The sequence below is a fragment of the Akkermansia muciniphila genome, from assembly GCF_900184965.1.
In the GTDB taxonomy this organism is placed as follows: domain Bacteria; phylum Verrucomicrobiota; class Verrucomicrobiia; order Verrucomicrobiales; family Akkermansiaceae; genus Akkermansia; species Akkermansia muciniphila_A.
In genome coordinates this window covers 26,247-49,982 of the sequence record NZ_FXYA01000199.1, presented here as the reverse complement: position 1 = coordinate 49,982, position 23,736 = coordinate 26,247, and the positions used below count along the sequence as shown (strand labels likewise).

Annotated in this window: 14 protein-coding genes and 1 riboswitch; of the genes, 5 read left to right on the top strand and 9 right to left on the bottom strand. The window is 57.2% G+C overall.

Features of this window, described 5'->3' with window-relative positions; genetic code table 11:
• Positions 1–16: 16 nt before the first annotated feature.
• Genes cobT through CI070_RS07420 form a run of 3 tightly spaced genes read right to left on the bottom strand, consistent with a single transcriptional unit; the run spans position 17 to position 4,626 of the window.
• Entirely contained in the window at positions 17–1,057 is a 1,041-nt protein-coding gene (gene cobT / locus CI070_RS07430; RefSeq protein ID WP_094136399.1) for a nicotinate-nucleotide--dimethylbenzimidazole phosphoribosyltransferase, read from the bottom strand.
• Positions 1,058–1,062: 5 nt separating this feature from the next.
• Complete coding sequence (gene cbiB / locus CI070_RS07425) at positions 1,063–2,046, bottom strand: adenosylcobinamide-phosphate synthase CbiB (RefSeq protein WP_094136398.1); 984 nt, start codon at positions 2,044–2,046, stop codon at positions 1,063–1,065.
• Between the two features lie 3 nt (positions 2,047–2,049).
• Positions 2,050–4,626: a cobyric acid synthase gene (locus CI070_RS07420; protein ID WP_094136397.1), complete on the bottom strand. Its 2,577-nt coding sequence runs from the start codon at positions 4,624–4,626 to the stop codon at positions 2,050–2,052.
• A 346-nt stretch (positions 4,627–4,972) separates the two neighbouring features.
• A riboswitch (cobalamin riboswitch) is annotated at positions 4,973–5,109 on the top strand.
• A 35-nt stretch (positions 5,110–5,144) separates the two neighbouring features.
• On the opposite strand from CI070_RS07420, the gene CI070_RS07410 reads away from it, so the two are divergent.
• The 3 genes from CI070_RS07410 to CI070_RS07400 all read left to right on the top strand — a co-directional run bounded on the left by CI070_RS07410 (position 5,145) and on the right by CI070_RS07400 (position 11,854).
• Positions 5,145–7,151: a TonB-dependent receptor plug domain-containing protein gene (locus tag CI070_RS07410; protein WP_094136395.1), complete on the top strand. Its 2,007-nt coding sequence runs from the start codon at positions 5,145–5,147 to the stop codon at positions 7,149–7,151.
• Positions 7,152–7,296: 145 nt separating this feature from the next.
• Positions 7,297–9,414 carry an extracellular solute-binding protein gene (locus tag CI070_RS07405; RefSeq protein WP_143247151.1) on the top strand — a complete coding sequence of 706 codons (2,118 nt, stop codon included), beginning with the start codon at positions 7,297–7,299 and terminating at the stop codon, positions 9,412–9,414.
• 97 nt (positions 9,415–9,511) lie between these two features.
• Complete coding sequence (locus CI070_RS07400; RefSeq protein WP_094136393.1) at positions 9,512–11,854, top strand: beta-galactosidase; 2,343 nt, start codon at positions 9,512–9,514, stop codon at positions 11,852–11,854.
• Between the two features lie 251 nt (positions 11,855–12,105).
• Here CI070_RS07400 and CI070_RS07395 read toward each other — a convergent pair whose 3' ends face one another.
• Positions 12,106–12,708, bottom strand: coding sequence for a porin family protein (locus tag CI070_RS07395; RefSeq protein ID WP_179218390.1), 603 nt, complete (start codon positions 12,706–12,708; stop codon positions 12,106–12,108).
• A gap of 147 nt (positions 12,709–12,855) precedes the next feature.
• Between CI070_RS07395 and CI070_RS07390 the strand changes: the two genes are divergently transcribed.
• Entirely contained in the window at positions 12,856–14,184 is a 1,329-nt protein-coding gene (locus CI070_RS07390; RefSeq protein ID WP_179218389.1) for an amidohydrolase family protein, read from the top strand.
• A gap of 132 nt (positions 14,185–14,316) precedes the next feature.
• Positions 14,317–15,711 (top strand): dihydrolipoyl dehydrogenase, encoded by a 1,395-nt coding sequence (gene lpdA / locus CI070_RS07385; RefSeq protein WP_094136391.1) that lies wholly within the window; start codon positions 14,317–14,319, stop codon positions 15,709–15,711.
• A 505-nt stretch (positions 15,712–16,216) separates the two neighbouring features.
• Here lpdA and CI070_RS07380 read toward each other — a convergent pair.
• The 5 genes from CI070_RS07380 to CI070_RS07360 all read right to left on the bottom strand — a co-directional run bounded on the left by CI070_RS07380 (position 16,217) and on the right by CI070_RS07360 (position 23,711).
• Positions 16,217–16,870, bottom strand: a complete 654-nt coding sequence (locus CI070_RS07380; RefSeq protein ID WP_094136390.1) for a GyrI-like domain-containing protein — start codon at positions 16,868–16,870, stop codon at positions 16,217–16,219.
• A 429-nt stretch (positions 16,871–17,299) separates the two neighbouring features.
• Positions 17,300–18,427 (bottom strand): dihydrolipoyllysine-residue succinyltransferase, encoded by a 1,128-nt coding sequence (sucB, locus tag CI070_RS07375; RefSeq protein WP_094136389.1) that lies wholly within the window; start codon positions 18,425–18,427, stop codon positions 17,300–17,302.
• A 15-nt stretch (positions 18,428–18,442) separates the two neighbouring features.
• On the bottom strand, positions 18,443–21,208 hold the full coding sequence (locus CI070_RS07370; protein WP_094136388.1) for a 2-oxoglutarate dehydrogenase E1 component: 2,766 nt from the start codon (positions 21,206–21,208) through the stop codon (positions 18,443–18,445).
• A gap of 63 nt (positions 21,209–21,271) precedes the next feature.
• Positions 21,272–22,309 (bottom strand): cytochrome d ubiquinol oxidase subunit II, encoded by a 1,038-nt coding sequence (gene cydB / locus CI070_RS07365; protein ID WP_022198840.1) that lies wholly within the window; start codon positions 22,307–22,309, stop codon positions 21,272–21,274.
• A 22-nt stretch (positions 22,310–22,331) separates the two neighbouring features.
• Positions 22,332–23,711, bottom strand: a complete 1,380-nt coding sequence (locus tag CI070_RS07360; protein ID WP_094136387.1) for a cytochrome ubiquinol oxidase subunit I — start codon at positions 23,709–23,711, stop codon at positions 22,332–22,334.
• Between the last annotated feature and the right edge of the window lie 25 nt (positions 23,712–23,736).

Here is a 23,736-nt window from a genome sequence, read left to right as displayed (position 1 = left end):
TACGGGGAAGCTGGGGTCAGCGCGGAACGGTAATGTCCAGCTCCGGCAGGGTTTTCATTTCAGACAGCACGCGCGTGGCGGCGTCCAGCAGAGGAAAGAACAGGGCAGCCCCCGTGCCTTCCCCCAGGCAGAGGCCCAGGTCCATGTACATGGTGACGCCGATGTGGTCCATAATGAGCTGATGCCCAGGTTCCGCGGAGTTGTGGGAGCCGATGAAGTATTGCGCCGCTTCCGGGCGGATGCCCTGGGCGATGGCCGCCGCCGCCCCGGCGATGAAGCCGTCAATGACGATGGGGACGCGCAGGGAGGCCGCGCCCAGCATCAGTCCGGCCATGGCTCCTATTTCCGGTCCTCCCACTTTCGCCAGCACATCGATGGCGTCGGAGGGGTCAGGTTTGTTCAAGGCGATACCCTGTTCAATGAGCTCTATTTTTTTGCGGATGACTTCCCCCTTGACGCCGGAACCGCGTCCCGTCACGGTTTCCACCGGGGTTCCCGTGAGCACGGCCACGATGGCGGAGGAGGGCGTCGTATTGCCGATGCCCATTTCTCCGGCGGCCACGATGTCCAGCCCTTTGCTTTTTTCTTCACGGGCCATGTCAATGCCCACTTGCAGGCATTCCATCGCCTGTTCCCTTGCCATGGCCGGTCCCCTGCTGAAGTCGTTGGCGCCGTGCATGACTTTTCTTTTCACCAGCCCCGGCAGATCGCCGAAGTCGTAATTCACGCCCACGTCCACCACGGAGAGCCGGGCTCCCGCGTTGCGCGTGAAGGCGTTGATGGTGCCCCCGCCCTGAAGGAAGTTGCGGGTCTGGATGTAAGTGACGTCCGTGGACGTCAGGCTGAGGCCGTGGTCGGCTATGTGGTGGTCCGCGGCGAAGAGGACCACAGCCTTGTCTTTCAGGCGCGGCGCGGGGTTGCCGGTCATGGCGGCAATCCGGATGGCTACGGGTTCCAGCTTCCCCAGGGCGAGGGGGGGCTTGGCCAGTATTTTCTGATGATCCAGGGCGGCTTTTGCAGCCTGTTCGTCCAGCGGGGGAATATGCAGTTTGTTCATAATGGTCAGAAGTAGGGAATAAAGAAGAGGATGAGGGTGAAGAGCACCGTGCCCGCGGCGGCGGTCATCCACATGAGGCGTATGGCCAGGGCCAGGTCGCTGACGGTAGCTTCCGTGCGCCCGGTTCCTATCCACGGGTAGTCCGCAGGAATTCCCTTGTAGGAGACCGGGCCGCCGATGCGGAGGCCCAGCGCGCCCGCGAAAGCCGCCTCGCTCCAGGCGGAATTGGGGCTGGCATGGGCGCGGCGGAAGGCCCAGCCCGTGGTGAGCGCCCTCCGGGCGGAAGTTTTCTTCACGAAGAGGGCCGCCAGGGAAATGCACGGCAGGATGAGGCGGGCGGGTAGGAAATTGAGAGCATCGTCCGTGCGTGCGGCAAAGGTGCCGAAGTGTCTGTACCGGTCGTTCTTTTTTCCCCACATGGCGTCCAGAATATTGAAAACGCGGTGCGTCAGCGCGGCAAAGGCCGCGCCGAAGAAGCCCCCAGCTAGGCTGCCTGCGGCGGCCCAGAACAAGGTGGAAAAGACGCCGTCCGTCAGATTTTCCGCCACGCTTTCAATGGCAGCTCTGGCCATGCCGTGACGGTCCAGCCGTTCCGTATCCCGCCCCACGATCATGGAGACGGAGCGCCGGGCTTCTCCATCATTCCCGTTGCGCAGGGCGTTTTCCACGTTCCGGGCATGCTCGGCCAGGCTGCGCGGGGCCATGCAGATGTAAATGACCAGAACGGACGGAATCCAGGATGCACGGAGGGAGGATAATAAGGAAAAGGGGAGGAAGAGCGCCGCGCATCCGAACCATGCAGGGATACAGGTTGCCAGCGCCGCCGCCATTCCCGCATGAAAAGTTCCTCCCCACCTCTGCCTCGCCAGTGTTTCCATGCGGCGCGCGCACCGGCCGATCAGACAGACGGGATGGCGCCTGTTGGGCGGTTCTCCCGCCAGAATATCCAGCAGGAAGGCCGCAGGCAGGATGAACGGGCACGGGAACATGGGTCAGCGTTTCAGTTGGAGAGCTCGGTAAATGGTTTTCAGATCCAGATGTTTCCGGACTACCTCCGCCAGACGGTCCAGCGCTCCGTCCAGGTCATAAGCGGTGTGCAGGGCTGGGTTGGCCTTCAGCCCCGAATCTTTCCTGACCATGTTGATGAACGCGCGGCGGAATTGGTCTCCGTCCAGCATGCCGTGCAGGTACGTGGCCCAGATGCGGCCTTTGCCGTAGCCGCAGGGGGAACCGTCTTCCCGGAACATGACGGGAGGGCTGGATTCTTTGTGGCTGGTGACGCCGTGGTGGATTTCATAGCCTGCGGCGGGAGGGGCCAGCGGCGTGCTTGCCCGGCGCACGTTGAGCAGGGTTTTGGCGGCGGCGAAGGTGGTGGAAAGTTCCAGCAGCCCCAGCCCCGGCGTGCGCTCCTCCGGGGATTCCATGTGCAGCGGGTCCAGAATGTCCGTTCCCAGCATTTGCAGCCCCCCGCAGACGCCCAGAATCCATTTTCCTTTTCCGGCATGACGGCGGATGAGGTCTTCCAGCCCGGCGGAACGGAGGGAGGCCAGATCCGCCGCCACGCTTTTAGTGCCGGGCAGGATGACCAGGTCCGGATTTCCCCATTCTTCCCGTGTCCGCACCTGGCGGAGCCGGACGTCCGGTTCCGCCGCCAGCGGGGCGAAGTCCGTGAAATTGGAGACGTGGGCGGGCATGACCACGGCCACATCCAGGCAATCCGCATGTTTCCCGTGCTCCCCGTGGCCAGGGGGCAGCGTGGCGCGGTCTTCTTCCGGAATGTTGATGTCCCGCATCATCGGGATGACGCCCAGCACGGGCTTGCCCGTATGGTTCCGCATGTAGCTGTGCGCAGGGACCAGCAGATCCGGGTCTCCTCGGAATTTGTTGACCACGAACCCCGCCAGCAGTTCTTTTTCCCATGGGGCGAATGTCATCCACGTTCCCAGAAAGGAGGCGTATACGCCGCCCCGGTCAATATCCCCGGCGAGCAGAACCCTGGCACGCGCGTAGCGGGCCATGTTCATGTTGACCACGTCTGCTGATTTCAGGTTGATTTCTCCGGGGCTTCCGGCCCCTTCCAGACAGAGGAGTTCATATTCATCCGCCAGGGAATCGTATGCCTTGCATACGTCCGGCCAGAAGTGCCTTTTGGCCGTGAAGTATTCCCGCGCGTCCATGCTGCCTACGGGCCGCCCCATCACGATCACCTGGGAGCCGGTATTGGAATGGGGCTTGAGAAGAATGGGGTTCATTCTGGCATCCGGATCAACGCGGCAGGCCTGGGCCTGCACTATCTGGGCGCGGCCCATTTCCTCTCCCAGCGCAGTTACGCCGGAGTTGAGGGCCATGTTCTGCGCCTTGAACGGGGCCACCCGGTAGCCGTCCTGAAGGAAAATGCGGCACAGGGCTGCCGTGAGCACGCTTTTTCCTGCATCGGAGCAGGTGCCCTGAATCATCAGGGCCGGTCTGGGCGATTTACGGATAATGGAAGGGCCGTCTCCCGCCAGTTCGGCGCGCAGAGCTTCTGCCAGCAGGGCGTGTTCCTCCGGCGTGCGGACGCCGGAGCGAAACCAGCCGCCCGTTTCCAGTCCCGGATAATTGGAACAGTCGCGCAGCGCGATGCCGTATTTTTTCAGGAGCCTGGCTGCCAGGCCATGAGGCGCCCCCGCCAGGCGGAAGAGCAGGAAGTTGGCCTCAGACGGGAGTACGGCGGCACCCGGCAGGGAGGAAAGCCTGCGGAACAGGTCATCCCGGCGTTCCCGGTTCCGGGCGCGTTCCCTGTCCGCCCAGGAAGAGGGGTGTTCCAGAGCGGCCCTCACCGCCGCCGCCGCGAAGGCGTTCACGTTCCAGGCGGGCAGGGATTGCCGCAGCCGCTCCGCGAGTGGAGCGGCGCAGATGGAAAAACCGCACCGGACGCCGGCCATGCCGTAAAACTTGGTCAGGGAGCGCAGCACCACTAGGTTGGGCAGGAGGGATGCTTCCCGGAGCAGCGATTTCGTCCCTTCTGCGTAATCCATGAAAGATTCATCAATGATCCAGATGACTTCAGGGCGGCCCTGAACGGCCCTGCGCAGGGCCTCTGCGTCCAGCAGGCCACCGGACGGATTGGCGGGATTCGCCAGAAAAATGGCGCTTCCGTTTGCTGCCTGTTCCGCCAGACGGCGAAGAGACGGGAGGAAGGAATTCCGTTCCTCCGTCCGGATGGAAAGAACATCCGTGCCGTGGCGCAGGCAGGCCAGCCTGTATTCGGAAAAAGCGGGTTCCGGAATGACGGCCTGTTTCAGGTTTAATGCGCGCGGAAGGGCGTGAATGAGTTCATTGGCCCCGTTCCCAAATGCAAAGCAGCCGGCTGGAATCCCATAATGAACCGCCGCCAGATCACGCAAATCCGCCATGTCCGGAGAAGGGTAGGGTACCGCGTTTTCCATGGCCTTCCACAGCGCTGAGGCGATGAACTCCGGCATTCCTTCCGGCCTCAGGTTGACGCTGAAGTCCAGAATATCCCGTTCCGGGCGGCAGGCTTCCGCCGCCAGGGATTTTAAGTCTCCGCCATGTGAAAAAACGTTCATGCTACAGTGATTGGAACCGGCGCGCCAAAGGTCTGCCCGTACCGGAGAAAGAAAGGAAACGCCTTGCAAATTCGGAATTCCTCAGAACCGGAGGCTTCGCCGGAAACGGGAAATCTTCCCAGTCCCGGAACAGTGGGAACAAGGCGCGTCATGAGCGCATCATGTCCTGTATGCGCCGGGAGTGACAAGACAAAAATGGAACGCCCTGTATGGAAAAGAGGGATGAAAAGAAAGGCGCCGAAACGAGGAAACGTTCTCAAGACGGCGGAATGTTCAAAGAAAAAATTTTTTGTCTTGTCATACCGGTCTCTTTGGTATTTCATCCGTCCCATGAACCCTTATGGGAAGGGTTACAGACCTCAGGGACGCCCGTAGCCGGGCAGGAAATAGATGGGGAATCCCGGTGTGAATCCGGAGCGGTACCGCCACTGTAAGCGAGCCTGACTCGCAAGCCAGGAAACCAGCCTGTGAGGTTGTCCAACTGTTCGGCGAGTTACCGAACGTAAGGCACTACAACCATGCTTTATACGAAGAAAGCCCTTCAAATGGGCGCTATTGCTGTTGGCCTTGCCGCATTCGCAGGCCAGTCCTCCCTTGCCGAGTCCGCTAAAAAGGAAGACTCCAAGCCCTCCGTCAAAACGGAAACCATGCAGGTGATGCCGGAACTGACCATGGCGTCTCACTTTGTGGGCGTGCCGTACAATCGCTCCGGAGTGTCCGTTTCCATCATCAAACCGGAAGAATTCCAGAAGGCGGGCATTGAAACCCTGACGGGCGCTCTTTCCCAGACGCCCGGCGTTTTCACGTTGGACGGAGGCGGCACCTGGCAGCGCGGTTCCGTGAGTAATACCGTCATCCGCGGGATGAACAAGGAGACCTACACCCTGACCATGGTTGACGGCATGCGCATCAGTGATGCCAATATGTCCGGCAACAAGCTGCTTGGCATCACCAATCTCTTTACGGTGGGCAATGCGGAAGTGGTGAAAGGCGCGCAGGGCGCCGTTTTCGGTTCCGGAGCCATTGGCGGTGTCGTCGCGATGGATACTCCGGAGGGGGAAGGCGAGCCCGTAACCAGGATTTTTGCGGAGGCCGGTTCCTTCGGCTCTTTCAACAGCTATGTCACTTCATCCGGCAAGATCAAGAAGCTTTCCTATTTTGTGGGCGTTGGGTTTGAAACTACGGAAAACGATCCGTCAATCTATCCGGCTATTTATGACAACAGGACAGGCATGAACGATTTCCGCCAGTGGCAGGAAGCCGTGCGCCTGGGCTATGACGTCAATGACAAGGTGAAGGTGAACTTTACCTATCGCCGCCTGGATTCCTACTTTGAATATCCCACGCCGTATGTGGATTACAGCCAGTGGCCTTCCGTTCCGGATTCCCATCTGTACAATACGGAAGACAAGAACCGCAGCAACCTGGTGACAGGGCGTGTGGATGCGGAGATTTCCAAGCTGTGGTCCACCAGCTTCATGGTGGGGCATTACAACATGGACTATTCCTGCCATACTCCCGGATTTGACTTCCAGCCCAACGTGATGCGCAACCGCCGCTTTCAGATGGAGTGGCGCAACGCACTGACGTGGAACAAGGAATGGAAAACCATCGCCGGCATGGCCTGGGACCGTTCCGATTACATGAGCGAAAACAATTACGTTGCCAAGGATGAATGGCAAAGCACGCTTGCCTTTTTTGCGGAGCAAATGTGGTCCCCCACGGACAGCTTTGACGCCAGCGTGGCCCTGCGCCTGGAACATGATTCCGTCTGGAACAATCATTTTACGTGGCGTTATTCCAATTCCTGGAAAGTGACGGGCAAGGATTCTCCCACCCGTATTTTCGGTTCCGTGGGTTCCGGTTTCCGCGCACCCACCTATTTTGAGCAGTATGCGGCCAATTACGGTTATGTTGGCAATCCTGATCTGGATGTGTCCAAGTCCCTGGGCGGCGACCTGGGAGTGGAACAGCGTCTGGCGGACGGCCATTATGCTTCCGTGACGGGCTTCTGGACCCGTATTGACGATGAAATCGGCACCATGAGCGTAGGCGCCTGGCCTGATTCCTATACCACTTACGCCAACTATTCCCACTGTACTTCCTACGGCGTGGAAGCAGCGTTCAAGGGACAGTTCAAGGACGCGTGGAACAGCGGCTATTATGCCAATTATACCTTCACGATGCCCAAGCGCGATTCCATCGGCAAATACGAAACCATTCAGATGGCCAATACCGCCCGCCACACCATCAACGCAGAGGTTTATACCTCCCCGGTTGAAAAGCTGACGGTCGGCTTCGGCGTGACGGCTGCCATGGGACGCACGGACTACAACTATGCCCGTCTGGACAATTTCTTTACGGCGCGCCTGTTCGCCCGTTACCAGGTAACGGACAATGTGTCCCTCCATGTGCGTCTGGAAAACCTGTTTGACCAGAAATTCATCATGACGAATGATTATAACTCCGGCCCGCGTGAAGCCCGCGGCTTCGGAATCTTCGGCGGTGTGACGGTCGAATTCTAATTCCTTTCACTACTAATTGTTGATTGCTCCCCCATCTTCCGTTTTGCGGGCTGTTTCAGGCGAAGTGAACAGTTCCGCGCGGAAGATGGGCTTTCTGTTTTCCGTAGTTCCCGGAATCGGTTAACATGCGGCAGTCATCTGAGCTGTGTTGCGCTGGATATCCATACTGGGGGCATTGGCCCTTTCCGTCTTTCTGGGAGGTGTCTTCTACTTTTCCCAGCGGGAGGGGGATGTTTGGCATGAGATTTCCGGGCGGATGGACGGCAGGGGAATGCCTGCCGTATTTGACGGTTTTGTGGAACGCTGGAACAGAGCCGTGGAGCGGGAGCTGCGCCGTGAGTTGGCTGAAGGGGAAAGGAAGAAAAAACTTCTGGTCGTTTCCCGAGGGGAAGGGGACGGCCGGCGTTTGGCGGAACAGTCCCGTTCCGTGGAACGCATCAGGAAAAGGCTGTTATTGAAAGACCATATCCGCCTTCTTCCCCTGGAAGACGTGCCAGACGGATTGGAATGGCAAACCGGAATGGAAGAGACGGAGGTGGGCGATCCGCGCGCCGTCAAGGGGGGGAAGGTCCGGTTGTGGGTCAATACTCCGTTTCCCGGAACGTTGCGTGCTTTCGGACCGGGAAGTGAAAATTTTTTCAATTACTCCGCCATTGACAACGTGTGGCTTCCCCTCGTGGGGCTGCATCCGGAAACCTTCCGCCCCATTCCGGGGTTGGCGGACCGCTGGGCCCTGTCCGCAGACGGAAAAACCGTTTTTTATCATCTGGATCCGGAAGCGGCCTATTCGGACGGACGCACCGTGAAAGCACAGGATTTTCTGTTGAATATTTGCCTCCGCACGTCCGGTTTTGCCCGGGACCCGTTCTGGACTACCCTGTTCCGTTCCATGTATGACCAGATTACGGTATATGGGGATTCCGTCATTGCCCTTACGCTGCCGTCCCGCGGGCCGTTGCTGCCTTACATGGCCTGTGTGGATTTTCATCCGGCCCATCCCGGTTTTTATCATGATTTCAACGCTCTGTTTCTGGAACGCTACCAGTGGAAAGTCCCTCCAAATACGGGAGGCTACATGGCTGTTCCCGCTAAAATCCGGATAGGTGAAAGCATTACCCTGGCCCGCGTGAAAAAATGGTGGGCAAAGGACAGGAAGTATTACCGCCATTCCTGCAATGCGGACCAGGTGGAGCATGTGTTTGTGAACATGGAAAACAGGGCGGTAGAAATGTTCCGCCGCGGGGATCTGGACATCATGAACGTCCGCAAGCCGGAGGTGTGGGAAACGGGGCTGGAGCAGCCGGAAGTGCACCGGGGCTATATAGATAAATACAGTCAGGAAGCCAATTATGCCTGCCCTCCGTACGGCCTGTATCTGAATTGCTCGGACAAACTGTTGAAAAATCCGGATATCCGCCGCGGGCTGGCGCATTCCGTGAACATGGGCATGGTGATTGATACCCTGTTCCGCGGGAATATGAGAAGGCTCGGTTCCTACATGGAGGGGTACGGAGACCTGACTCTTCCGTTGAAAGCGCCGGAATACAGCAAGAAAAAAGCCATGGAATATTTTGCCCGCGCCGGTTACCGGGAAATGGGGACTGACGGCGTGCTGAAAAATCAACGTGGAGAACGGCTGGTGGTGGAGTTGACATTTGCGGATTCATCCACCCTGATGACCAATGTCTGTTCCATTCTCCGGCAGGAAGCGCTGAAGTGCGGGGTGGACCTGCGTCTGGATTCCCTTACCTACAGTGTCTGTTCCCGTAAGGTTTTTGAAAAACGGTATCAGGCGGCTCTGTGGGCGTGGCCGTTGCAGACGCCGTTCCCCCGGCTGTATGAAACATTCTCTTCCGAGTTGGCGTATGACGCCCGCGGAAATCCCGTAAGCAATACGAATAATATTGTTGCCGTGTCGGACGCTGAACTGGATGCCGCTCTGGATGCGGAACGCAATGCCCCGGATACCGATTCCCTGAAGCAGGCCCTTCACCGTGCCCAGCAGCGTCTTCATGAACTTTGTGTCTGGATTCCCGGCTGGAGGGAGCCCTACACGCATATCGCCTGCTGGCGCTGGATACGCTGGCCGGAATCACCCACGCGGTTCTGTTCCCCCAGAATTTACGATCCTCTGGAGTCGCACCTGTACTGGGTGGATGAGGAAATAAAGAGGGAGACGCTGGAGGCTCGGAGCCGGGGCGTTCCGTTTGAGGAAAAGCATCAAATAATGCATCTTGAAAGAAAGGATGGTTCCGCTCCGTAATAAAACCAGGCCGCCGTTTCTTTTTAAATTGAAAGGAGGAGGTTTTTCATCATAATCCCCATCTCATTTACTGCAATTAATTATTAATTCCATCACCATGAAATTATCCTTTTTCCCCGTTCTTCTTCTGGCAGGGCATCTTGGCGTGGCCGCTCCCATGCCTCTGCCGGAATCCAATGACGGAGCCAAACATGTCTTTTCCACTAATCAGGAAAATTTTTTGATGGACGGAAAGCCCGTCAAAATCATTTCCGGGGAAATGCATTACCCCCGCGTGCCGCGCCAGCACTGGAAAGACAGGTTCCAGCGCATGAAAGCCATGGGCATGAATACCGTCTGCACTTATCTGTTCTGGAACGCTCATGAACCGGAACCGGGCAAATGGGACTTCTCCGGCAATCTGGATTTTGTGGAATTCATCAAGGAAGCCCAACAAGCAGGCCTGTGGGTCATCGTGCGTCCGGGGCCCTATGTGTGCGGGGAATGGGAATTCGGCGGATTTCCCGGCTGGCTGCTGAAAGATGAAGATTTGAAAGTCCGTTCCCAGGACCCCCGCTTTCTGGAACCGGCCATGGCTTATCTTAAAAAAGTCTGTTCCATGCTGGAACCGCTGCAGATCACCAAGGGAGGCCCCATCATCATGGCCCAGGTGGAAAATGAATACGGCTCCTATGGTTCCGACAAGGATTACGTCAAGAAGCACCTGGACGTGATTCGGAAAGAACTTCCGGGCGTGGTCCCCTTCACGTCGGACGGCCCGAATGACTGGATGATCAAGAACGGCACGCTTCCGGGCGTGGTTCCCGCCATGAATTTCGGCGGCGGAGCCAAGGGCGCCTTTGCGAATCTGGAAAAGCACAAAGGCAAAACGCCCCGCATCAACGGCGAATTTTGGGTGGGATGGTTTGACCACTGGGGCAAGCCCAAGAATGGCGGCAGTACGGAGGGTTTCAACCGCGATCTGAAGTGGATGCTGGAAAATAATGTTTCCCCCAACCTTTTCATGGCGCATGGAGGGACCTCCTTCGGTTTCATGAACGGGGCGAACTGGGAAGGCGCCTACACGCCGGACGTCACCAATTACGACTACGGCTCCCCCATTTCCGAAAACGGAACCCTGACGGACCGCTACCGCACGTTCCGCCAGACCATTCAGGATTATTACGGTGATACGTACAAGCTTCCCGAACCTCCCGCCCAGCCGGAAATGATGGAGCTGCCCCCCATCACGTTTACGGAAACGGCCGGCATGTTCTCCCGCCTTCCTCAGCCCGCCATCCGCAAGGATCCCGTCCACATGGAAGCCCTGGGGCAAAGCCTGGGCTTCATCCTGTACCGGACAAAGGTGCAAGGCCCGGTGAAAGGAGAACTGAAGATGAACAACATGCAGGACCGCGCCATCGTTTACGTGGACGGCAAGAGGCAGGGGGCGGCGGATCGCCGTTACAAGCAGGATTCCTGTGACGTGGTGATTCCTTCCGGACTTCACACGGTGGACATCTTTGTGGAAAACATGGGCCGCATCAACTTCGGCGGTCAGATCCAGGGCGAGCGCAAGGGCATCCGGGGGCCCATCACGCTGGACGGCAAAAAGCTGGAAAACTTCCTTATCTACAACTTCCCGTGCAAGGGAGTGGAGCTTCTTCCCTTCTCCGGCAAGAAGCCGGCGGGCGACCAGCCCGTGTTCCACCGCGGATATTTCAACGTTTCCAATCCCAAGGATACCTACCTGGATATGCGGGACGGCTGGAAGAAAGGCGTCGTGTGGGTGAACGGCCGCAATCTGGGCCGCTTCTGGTTTATCGGCTCCCAGCAGGCTCTTTATTGCCCCGGAGAATACCTGAAGCCTGGGAAAAATGAAATCGTGGTGTTGGACGTGGACGGAGGTTCCGGCACGGTGAAGGGGGTGAAGGAAGCCATTTATGAAGTCAACAGAGACCCCGCCATGGCGGATGTCTTCCGCGTGGGCAAACCTGTGGCTCCCGCTGCCGGCCAGCTGGTGCATAAGGGGACCTTCGCCAGGGGGGCGGATCAGCAGGAAATCAAATTCCGCGCTCCTGTCCAGGCCCGTTACATCGCCATTGTCAGTAAAAACGCCCATGACAACGGCCCCCATGCCGCCATTGCGGAGCTGAACTTCCTGGATGCCTCCGGCAACCTGCTTCCCCGCGAACAGTGGTCTGTGGTTTATGCGGATTCTCATGAAACGACGGGGGAAGCCGCCCAGGCGGGCCTGGTGATGGACAACCAGCCCACCACCTACTGGCATACCAAGTGGCAGGGGGACAACCCCCAGCACCCGCACATGATCGTGCTGGATCTGGGCAAGGTGCAGAAACTTTCAGGATTCCGCTACCTGCCGCGCCAGAACCGGGAAAACGGCCGCATCAAGGACTATGAAGTCTATGCGTCTCCCAAACCGTTCAAGCCTGCCAGGTAAGATCCCACTGAATTGCTGAACTTTCCAGGGCCGCTCCCTCTTGAATGAGGGGCGGCCTTGTTGCGTCCGGACATCCCGGAAGAAACAGTCCTCCTTTTTCCGGATAAGAGCCGTCCCGGTTTAAAGAGGCGTATCAGCTTTTCGTTCCCTTGTTTTCCGCTGTTGTGCGGGTTGGCATTTCATGCGCAAAAAAAGACGGCTCCGCAGTGTAACGGAGCCGCCGAAAGGCAGTAAAAACTGATAGCTGGTTGTTAGAAGTTCCAGGAAAAGCCCAGCTTGATGGTGTGGTAGCCGGGATCATTGTAACCCTGAATCTGGTAGTATTCGTAGCCGAGCACGAAGTCCGCGCTGTTGGAGATGCTGAACTTGAAGCCGGCCTGAGCAGCCCAGGAAAACTTGGTGGAGGAAATGGTGCGGGAACGGCTGCCGTCTTCCAGGCCATGAATGGTGGTCTTCACGTCGCCGTAAGTGGCGCCGATTTTGCCGCCCAGATAGAACATGGTGTAGTCGCCGATGGGAAGGTTCAGCGTGTAACCGGCCATCATCGGAATATAGGTGGAACGGAGGCTGGCGGTATAAGAACCACTGATGCCCAGGTCCTGCACGCTGGGATGGTGGGAACCGGCCAGAATACCGCCGTTCAGGGAAATTTGATGAACAATGCTGCCGGTTTCAATATAGTTGAAAATGCTCAGATTGCCGCCGGCCACGTTGGGCATGGCGTCTTTGGTGGCGATTCCATAAGCCCCTTCCAGGGACATGCCGAACTGGCCGTCGTATTTGTCGGCATGATAGGCGCTGGCGGAAGACACGGAGGCCGCAATGGCCAAACCTAACAGTATAGTTTTGTTCATATGGAGATAAATGGTGAATTTAACTGTCATACATTCTTGGCAGTTTTCTCTTTTGAAGTCAAACATGAAATATCAAATGGACGCGAAATCCCCAAACCCGGGGAGATGAAGTTGCCAGAACGCTCCCGGTGGGGTACATTCTGCTTCATGGAACAACAAGCGTGTGATGTGCTGGTGACCGCTTCCCGCATTCTGGGCGGGGCGGAACAGTCCGGCGCTCCCGGAGATGCGGCCATCGCCGTCCGGGACGGGAAAATTCTGGAAACGGGGGGCGTTGCAGAGCTGGAAGCCAGGTGGACGCCCGCCGTCCGCAGGGATCTGGGAAATGTGCTGCTGATGCCGGGGCTGATTAATGCCCATACGCATGTCCCCATGACTTTTTTGCGCGGTTTTGCGGATGACTTGCCGCTGATGGAATGGCTGACCGGGCATATTTTCCCGGTGGAAGCCCGGCTGACGGATAAAATCGTCTCCCTGGGGGCCCGGCTGGGCATGTATGAAATGATGCGGACGGGCACCACGGCGTTTGTAGATTCCTACCTGTTGGAGGCCAATGTCCTCCAGGAAGCGGAACGCATGGGAATGCGCTGTGTTGGCGGGGAAGTCGTTTTTGCTTTTTCCTCTCCGGCATACGGGGGGTGGGATGGTGCGGAAGCCCTGTACCGGGAGCAGGCGGAACGCTTTTCCGGCCGCGGCAGAGTGCAGGTGGCCCTGATGCCGCACAGCGTGTACACTACCAGTGACGAAGTGCTCCGGAGTTCCATGAAGCTGGCGGAGGAACTGGATCTGATGCTGCATATCCATTTGTCCGAATCCGCCGGGGAAGTGGAGCAGTGCCGTTCCCTGCACGGGGGAAGGCGCCCCGTGGACTATGCCCGCGATATGGGGCTGCTGAATGAACGCGCCGTGCTGGCTCATATGGTGGACGTGACGGATGAGGAACTGGAGCTGGTGGCCGCTTCCGGGGCGGCGGTTGTCCATAACCCGGTCAGCAACCTGAAACTGGCGTCCGGCTTCGCCCGCGTGCGGGATATGGTGCGGGCCGGCGTTCCCGTCTCTCTGGGAACGGACGGAGCGTGCAGCAACAACAGTCTGGATATGTTTGAAACAATGAAGCTGGCCGCTATTCTTGCCAAGGGGTACAGCGGGGACGCTACTGCGCTTCCCGCCATGCAGGCGTTGAAGATGGCTACGGCGGAGGGCGCCCGCATTTTCCGGACGCCGGGGTTGGGAACACTGGTTCCGGGAGCTCCCGCGGATATGATCGCCCTGAACCTGGATGAACCGAATCTGTGCCCGATTTTCAACGAGACATCCCATGCCGTTTATGCATCTTCCGGCAAGGATTGCGTGTTCACCATGGTGGAAGGGAGAATTTTGTATGACCATGGAATTTACACGGATGGCCTGTATGCGGATACCGCCGCGGAAATGCGGGACCTGGTGGAGTGGGTGAAGGGGGGCAATGATAGTTAAGAGTTAATAGTGATTGGCTAATAGTTGTCGTGCTGTTGCCTGTTAACTGTTCTCCGGGAACGGCCCCCCTGAGTCGGCGCATGCTCATATTCCTTCTTTACCCGCAAGGGGGGATGCCTTTATAGTAATTTCATGCAATATGATCTCATCGTCATTGGTGGAGGCCCTGCCGGCTATGTGGGCGCCATCCGCGCCGCCCAGCTGGGGAAATCCGTGGTGTGCGTGGAACGCGAGCGGGTAGGGGGCACCTGTCTGAACTGGGGTTGCATCCCCACCAAGGCGCTTCTGAAAAACGCTGAGGCCTACCTGACTGTAACGGCCCGTGCCAGGGAATTCGGCATGACGGTGGAGGGCGTCAGCGTGGATTGGAGCGAAGTGATCGACCGTTCCCGCAAGGTCAGCGACCGCCTGGCCGGCGGCGTGGGGTTCCTGTTCAAGAAAAACAAGGTGGATTCCGTTACGGGGGAAGCCTCCATCATTTCTCCCGGCAGGGTGGAAGTAAAGGCCGCCGACGGGACGGTGAATGTTCTGGAGGGAAAGAATATCCTGGTCTGTACCGGCTGCGTCACCCGCACGGTGCCCAGCCTCCCCCTGAACGGCACTACCGTCATCGGCTCCAGGGAAGCCATGGTGCTGGAAAAGCGGCCTGAAAGCATGATCATCATCGGTTCCGGGGCCATCGGCACGGAATTTGCCTACATTTACAATTCATTCGGCACCAGAGTGACGCTTATTGAAGCGCTTCCCCGCATACTTCCCAATGAAGACGACGACTCCTGCATGACGCTGGAACGCGCATTCAAGAAGCAGGGCATCAAGGTGATGACGGGAGCCTCCGTGGAATCTGTTGCGGAAACCTGTGACGGACAGGTCAGGGCCAGCGTAAAAAACAGCAGGGGACAGGAAGAGGAAATCACGGCGGATGTCTGCCTGGTGGCCATCGGCGTGAAGCCGGTTGTTCCCGCCGCGCCCGGCCTGGACCTGGAGCTGACGGAAAAGGGATTCATCAAGGTGAATGACCGCTACGCGACTTCCATACCCGGCGTGTATGCGGCAGGCGATGTGATCGGCGGCGTGCTGCTGGCGCATACGGCTTCTTTTGAAGCTGTGCAGGCAGTAGAGGGCATGTTTAATCCGGACTATCAGCCCAGGCAGGTGGGCTTTTTTCCGAGCTGCACATATTGCTACCCGCAGGTGGCTTCCGTAGGTAAAACGGAACGCGCCCTCAAAGAGGCGGGCGTGGAATACAAGGTGGGGAAATTCCCCTTCCAGGCCATTGGCAAGGCTGTAGCCGCCGGAGAACCGGACGGTTTCGTAAAAACCCTGTACGGCGCCAAAAACGGAGAACTCCTGGGCGCCCACATCGTGGGGCCGGAAGCCACGGAGCTGATTGCCGCGCTGGGCATCGGCATTCAGGCGGAACTGACGGACGAGGACATCCACGCCACCATCTTTGCCCATCCCACGCTGTCTGAGGCCATCCATGAATCCATGCTGGCTTCCGAGGGAATTGCCATCCACATGTAACGGTTTTCAATGGAAGGGCCCCATCCGGGGTTCTTCCATTCATTCCTTTGTCATGCAAACGGGTGAATGACAATCTGCGTTGAAAAAAGACGTTCAAGGATAAACTTGTTGATGAGGGCTGCAGCGTCAACAATTCCCGTAAGTTTATCAGACAGGCTTTAAGCAGGATTGATAGTCAATGTAGTAGATTGATTGTAAGTTTTGGAAAGCCGCGGTTTGCTTGTTTATATCATCAAAGAACGGGGATAACCTGGAAACCACAGGCAACAGGGCCATTTGCGGCACGAGTGGGCAGACAACCGCGAAAACGGAGCGGGAGTAATCCAAAACGGCTCATGCCGCATTGAAGTACGGAAAAGAAAGGGCAAAAAGATTTTGGAAACAGTTCCGAAACAGTTCCGCTTCAGCCTCTGTTTTCGTTTTTTGTTTGCGTGATGAATGGGAAGTTGTTTGATACTAATTTATGGGGAAAATATATTTATAACGTATAGATAATTCCTCGCATTTATTTCTTCTCCAATATTTTCTGTTTTCTCTTTACCGGGTGTCTGATGACAGTTTTCAGTTTGCCCACATCACATTTGCGTGGATCGGAAAGATAAATTTCGTGATGATAACGAGTATCGGTAATATCGATCTCATATCCATTGGCATTTGCGTATTCTTCCATCTGGCGGATGGTTTCGGGTTCGTTATCATAAGAGCCGAGGTGCATGCATTGAACGCAATCGCCTTCTTCATAGGTAAGAAAATCCACCGTTGAAAAGTCCTTCTTTTTCTTTTTGGTTGCTTCCTCGATTGCCCACTCAAGATCTTCCTTAGTCACAAAGTCTGGTAAACGGATAATAGAAATAAATTTAAAATTTTCTTTATGGCCATAGTCCATTCCATCGCTGCCATTTTGCCACCAAAAGCCTTCAAGAGGCGGGACAATATACTCAAAAAAGCCTTTAATCTTGCGAGAACTCTTATAGCTCATTTTGATAGTATAGGCAATTCCGTAAAGTAGTTCAATGGAGCGTTGGTATTCTCCACCCTCATCATTGGGATTTCCCTTGCCACGAACTGCTATGTAATTCATTTTAGGAATAGTAACGATTGCCGGTTTGTTCTTCGGCATGTAAAATTCCTTGTATTCTTTCTTATAATCAAAAACCATGCTTAACACTCATTGAAATTATTTTTTTCTTATTATGCCATTTATGAATTTTTAGAATCATAAAGGGAAAAGCGGAAGTAAATAAAAGACTGGGCGCAACAGACGAAATTTTTTGAAAATACAGCGGTTTTAGAGTGATTGATTTTTTAATTGTGATTTGCTGATTAGTTCAATCGATTCAAATATGGCACATTTCTCTGTTACAAATAATCCGTGTTTTATATATGCTTTAACTATCCAGTTCGTCAAGAGGAGGGTAGTATTTTTTATAAAGAGTTTGAAGAATCCCCCTCCCTAAAAATTTTCCCCTTCCCTTGAAAAGCGCCTCTTGACAAAAGACCTGGGGGATTCATTTCCTGAATACTTGGAAAATTAAAAAAGATATTTGTTTTTTTCTTCTTGTTATTTAGACTTTTTCCCTGCGGCTCCTCATAACTCGAATACTGGATTTTCCACGGCGTTTTTGACGGCAACGAGAAATTGCACGGCCTGCTTGCCGTCCACCAGGCGGTGGTCGTAGGAAAGGGCCAGGTACATCATGGGCCGGACGACGATTTGGCCGTCCCGGACCACGGGGCGTTCCTGAATGGCGTGCATGCCCAGAATGCCGCTTTGGGGAGGGTTCAGAATCGGGGTGGAAAGAAGCGATCCATACGTGCCGCCGTTGGAAATGGTAAAGCATCCGCCTTGCAGGTCCTGCATGGACAGGTTTCCGCTACGTGCTTTTTCCGTCAGGACGGCGAGTTCCTGTTCCAGTTCCGGAAACGTTTTCCGGTCACAGTCCCGCAGCACGGGGACGACGAGGCCCTTGTCCGTGCCAATGGCTACAGAGATGTCATAGTACAGGTTTTCCACGATGTCCGCGCCGTCAATTCTGGCGTTGACCTGGGGCACTTCCTGCAAGGCCTTGACTACTGCCTTGATAAAGAAGCTCATGAAACCAAGCTTGGTTCCGTGCCGTTCCCGGAATTCTGCATGGAATTGTTTGCGGAGTTCCATCACGGAGGACATATCGCATTCGTTGAACGTGGTGAGGATGGCCGCCTGGCGCTGGGCCTCCACCAGCCGGGCCGCGATGGTGCGGCGCAGCGGACTCATGGGTTTTCTGATGAAGCGTGGAGCAATTTCCTTTTCTGCCTCCCTGTCCTCTCCGGCAGGAACCTGTTCCGGAAGGGGGACTTTCCCGTGTGGCTTTTGTCCCGGAAATTCCGCAGCTGGGGCGGAAGGCGCGGAAACGGGGGCCTCCCGTGTTTCCGGCGAGGTCGTTTTTTTCGGCTCAAGCGGTATGAGCGGAGCTTCCCTTTCCGGTGCGGCTGCGGTTCCGTCAGCGGAAGAAATGCGGCCAAGAACTGCGCCGATAAGGGCTTCTTCCCCTTCCGGAACGAGGATTTCCAGTACGCCGCTTTCTTCCGCCTCCAGATCCGTGGAAACCTTGTCCGTTTCCAGCGTCACCAGCGTATCGCCTTTGGCTACCGGATCGCCGGCGTTCTTGTGCCACGCGGCTACGGTGGCGGAGGTGACGGATTCTCCAAAGTTGGGAGTCAGGATGTCGCTCATGGGAGGAAGATGGGTTCAGGATTGCGCCCGCGGCCCGAAGGCAGCGGCGAGAAGTCTTTTTTGCGCGGCGGCGTGCAGGGCCTTGGCTCCTTCCGCAGGGCAGGCCATGGGCGGCCGTCCCGCATAGCGGAAGGAGGTGGCGAAGAGGCGCCCCAGCCTGTTCCGCAGGTGGCCCCAGGCCCCCATGTTGGAGGGTTCCTCCTGGCACCAGACGAAGTCGCGCACTTTCTGGTAGGGTGCCAGCAGGCAGGTGAGCTGTTCCCGGGCCAGAGGATAGATTTGTTCCAGACGGATGATTACCGTGTCTGCAATATTCCGTTCCTTCCGGCAGGCGGCCAGGTCATAATAAACTTTCCCGGTGCAGAAGACGGCGCGCGTCACCTGATCCGGCGCGGGAGCGTCCGGGTCCGGGAGCACTTCGCGGAAACGGGAGGGAGCCAGAAATTCCCGGTGCGGGGAGACGGCCTCCGGACGGGAGAGCAGGCTTTTGGGCGTGAAGACGATCAGGGGCTTGTGCAGATTTCGGTGCACCTGGCGGCGCAGGGCGTGGAAGTATTGGGCCGGGGTGGTGGGGTTGATGACCTGCATGTTGTCGTCCGCGCAAAGCTGGAGATAGCGTTCCATGCGGGCGCTGGAGTGTTCCGAGCCCGCCCCTTCATAGCCGTGGGGCAGCAGCAGCACCATGCGGTTTTTCTGGCGCCATTTGGCCTCCGCGGCCGCAATGAACTGGTCCACAATAACCTGTGCTCCGTTGGCGAAGTCCCCGAACTGGGCCTCCCACATGACCAGAGCGTCCGGGTTGTCCAGTGCGTAGCCGTATTCAAAGCCCAGCACGGAGGCTTCCGACAGAGAGGAGTTGTAAATGCGGAACGCGGTAGTGCCGTGGTTCAGCTTTTCCAGAGGAATGTACAGGGAGCCGTCATTGAAGTCATGCAGGACGGCGTGCCGCTGGGAGAAGGTGCCGCGCTGGCAGTCCTGGCCGGACAGGCGCACGGTGTGGTTTTCCGCGAGCAGGCTGCCCCAGGCCAGGGATTCCGCCATGGCCCAGTTCAGCGGTCCGCCTTCCCGGAAGGCCTCCCTGCGGCGAGCCAGGAAGCGTTTTTCCAGCGTGGGGTGGAGCGTGAAGCCGTCCGGCAGTTCCGTAAGGATATTTCCGATGCGCTGGAACAACTCCGGGCTGATTCCCGTCCGTATGCTGGTACGCGGGATGGGCGTTTCATCCGCATCCTGCGCGGTGGCGGGCAGGAGGTAGTCCTCGGGATTTTCCTTCATTTGCAGGTAGGCCTGTTCCATGCCTTCCCAAAGGTCTTTCCGGATGTCCCGCTCCTGCTGTTCCGTCAATTCCCCGCGTTCCCTGAGCGCCGTTCCGTACAGGGCTGCGGCGGTGGGACGCGCCCCAATCCGCTTGGTCTGCAAGGGCGCGGTAAAGGCGGCCTGATCCGTTTCATTGTGGCCCAGACGGCGGTAACAGTACATGTCCAGAATGATGTCCCTTCCGAATTTCTGGCGGAACTGGAGCGCGAAGTCCGCCGCCCATACCAGGTCTTCCGGGCTTTCTCCGTTGATATGCAGGATGGGGGACTGGAGCATCTGGGCCACGTCCGTGGCGTAGCGGGAGGAGCGGGCTTCGTCCGGGCCGGTGGTGAAGCCGATCTGGTTGTTGATGACAAGGTGCACGGTGCCGCCCGTGCGGTAGCCTTTCAGCAGGGAAAGATTGAGCACTTCCGCCACGATTCCCTGCCCAGAGAAAGCGGCGTCTCCGTGCAGGACGAGCGGCAGCACATGCTTGCGTTCCGCGTCTTGCAGGTTGTGCTGCATGGCCCTGGCTCTGCCTTCCACCACGGGATACACGGCTTCCAGATGGCTGGGGTTGGAGGAGAGGCGGATGTGGAGGTCATGCCCGTCCACGTGGCGCGTGGCGGCGTAGCCGAGGTGGTATTTGACGTCGCTCCTGCCGATGGGGGATTCCGGAAGGTAGTCCGGCGTGAATTCGTGGAAGATGGTTTTCAGCGGTTTGTGGAGGATGTTGGCGAGCACATTCAGCCTTCCGCGGTGGGCCATGCCCATTTCAATGTGGGAGACTCCGGCGGCGGGACAGCGCTTGATCATGGCGTCCAGCAGGACGATGGCTCCTTCCCCTCCTTCCAGGGAGAAGCGTTTTTCCCCCATGAAGCGCTTGCCCAGGAATTCCTCAAACAGTTCCGCCCTGCAGAGATGGAAGAAGGCTTCTCTCCGGACTTCCGGGCCATAATCCACGCCGTTTGCCCGGAGCTGGATTTTTTCTTCAATCCAGGAGCGGATTTCCAGATTGTCTATGTGGTGGTATTCAAAGCCGATGGCTCCACAATAGATTTTTTGCAGCCGATTGATGATTTCACGGAGCGTGAGTGTTCCTCCGTCCATGAAGGTGCCGATGTTGACGGGCTGGTCCAGATCCTCTTCTCGGAATCCCATATCCTCCGGGGTGACGGGGAATCGGGGCCGCTCCGGCGGCTCCAGCGGATTGAAGCGGGCGCATTGGTGTCCCATGACCCGGTAGGCCCGGATGAGCTGGTTGACGCGCCCGCGGCCTTCCGCGCTTTCCGGAGGAACGGTGTAAAGGGACGTGTCCGCATCGGTCCCTGTGTTTTCTTTTTTCCCGGGGGCTTCTCCGCTCCCCAGTTCGTAGCCCTCGAACCAGGCCGCCCAGAGAGGATCTACGGACAGGGGATCGTTTTTCCATGATTGATGGAGCGCCGTAATTTCCTCCGGAGGGAGTTTGGAGAAGATGGAGGCATGCATGCGGCAGAGCGGATGGTACGGGGCGTTTTCAGTTCTCTGATCGCTATTTTTGCCCGCAGGGCGTCAATAACTGTGTTCGTTGAGCTGAACTTTTCCACGGAAGACCCAGTAAATGGCGGCGGAATAAGCCAGAACGAGCGGCACGCCCATGATGGCTATGTATGTCATCACGACCAGGCTTTCCCGCGTGGATGAGCCGTTGACGAGCGTCAGGGAGTGTTCCGGGTTGGGCATGGAGTAAAGCAGGTTGGGGAACATCGCTGTCCCGAAGAGAGCCATCATGCAGCCCATGGTGGAGCAGGAGGCGACGAAGGCCCAGCCCGGACGGTTCCTGTGGATGAAGAGCCAGATGGACGCGATGGAAATGACCGCCAGGGCGGCGATGCCGTAAATCCAGGGGGAACGTTCCAGGGCCGCCGCTACGTGCGGAACATACAGCAGGGTGGCAGCCCCGTGCAGGATGATCAGGACAGTGAAGATGATGACGCAGGGTCTGAGCAGTTTCCTGATTTGTTCCTGAAGGCTGCCCTGGGTTTTCATCAGCAGGTAGATTCCCCCGTGCATGGAGAACAGGGCGACCGTCGTCAGCCCCAGAAGAACGGAATAAGGATTCAGTAGGCTGAGGAATGTTCCGGTGAAGTTTCCCTGCTCATCCAGAGGAATGCCTTTGGTAACGTTCCCCATGGCTACGCCGATGAGCAGGGCCGCCAGAAGACTGCTGATGGAGAAGGTGGTATCCCATCCCCTGCGCCACCATTTCATGGGCTGCTTGCTTCTGAATTCAATGGACACGGCGCGGAAGATAAGGGTGAGGAGCAAGAGCATGAAGGCCAGGTAAAACCCGGAGAAGACGGAGGCGTACACGTACGGAAAGGCGGCGAAAAGGGCGCCTCCGCCCGTGATGAGCCAGACTTCGTTTCCGTCCCATACGGGGCCCACGGCATTTAGTGTGAGTCTTCTGTTTTCATCGCCCTTGATGAAAAGCTGAAGGGCGCCGGTTCCCAGGTCAAAACCGTCCAGAATGGCGTATCCGGAGAAAAGCACGCCGACGAGGATGAACCAGATGATTTGCAGGTCTGCGAGAGTGAGATTGTCCAACATGGTTTTAAAAGAGGGGTGAAGATTAGTCTTTGACAAAAGGAACCTGGAGTTTGCCTTCCCCGGCGCCGTCGTCTTCGTCAGTTTCCTGATCCGGACCTTTGTGGATTTTATGGGTGATTTGATAGAGGAAGAGGGCCAGCAGCAGGGCATAAATGATAAAGAACATACCCAGGGAGGAAAGGGCTTCCGCCGCGGTGAGGGTGGGGGATACGGCGTGTTCCGTTCTCAGGATGCCGTACACAATCCATGGCTGGCGCCCCAGTTCCGCTACGGCCCAGCCCGCCTGGTTGGCTATTTGCGGGCCCAGTACGGAGAAAACGAAGCACCAGAGCAGCCAGCGCTTCTGGAAGAGCCAGCCCTTTTTCCAGCCCCACAGGCCCACCAGAAACAGGGCCGCCAGGGCGCAGCCGATCAGGATCATGAGATGGAAGGAGTAAAAGACGGGCAGGATGGGGGGGCGTTCGTCCTGCGGGATGCCGTTCATGCCGGTGATGGCCGTGTCTAGGTCATGATGGGTCAGGAGGGTGAGCAAGTATGGGATGGAGACGCCCGTCACTTCATGGGTGGACGGGTTCATCCAGCCGATGAGATGGAGAGCCTGGGGAGCGCCGGATTCCATGACGCCTTCCATGGCTGCGAATTTGGCGGGCTGATGGATGGAGACTTCTCGTGCGCTGGAATCTCCCGTGATGCCCATGCCGGCCACGCCGATGAGGCCGATGACCAATGCCACCTTAAAACTTTTTTCTGACCCTCCGGTGAAGCGTTTTTTCAAAATATACCAGGCGGAGACGCTGAGGACGAGCGTGGCTCCCGCCAGCCAGCAGCCGGAGAGCGCGTGCGTCAGGCGGTCCACGGTGGATGGATTGAAAACAACGTCATAGAAGCTGGTGATATGGGCCTGGATTTTTCCGTTTACTTCCACCAGCTTGTATCCGGCGGGCGTCTGCATCCAGGAGTTGGCCACAATGATCCAGATGGCGCTGAAATGGGCGCCGAGAGCGACCATGCAGGAGGAAAGAAAGTGCATTTTGGGACCCACCTTGTCCCAGCCGAAAAGCAGGATGGCCAGAAAGCCTGATTCCAGGAAGAAGGCGAAAATGCCTTCTGCCGCCAGAGGACTGCCGAAGATGTCGCCTACGCAGCGGGAATAATCCGCCCAGTTGGTGCCGAACTGGAATTCCATCACGATGCCGGAGGCTACGCCAAGGGCAAAGATAATGCCGAAGATTCTGGTCCAGAATTTGGCCTGCTTGTGGTAGAGGTCATTTTTCGTTTTCAGCCAGAGGCCTTCCAGGGCGACCAGAACCACCCCCAGGCCGATGGTCATCGGCGGGAAGATGTAGTGGAACATGATCGTAATGGCGAATTGGAGACGGGATAATAAGACCGGATCGTCCATGATTGATTGGGGATGAGTGGATGTT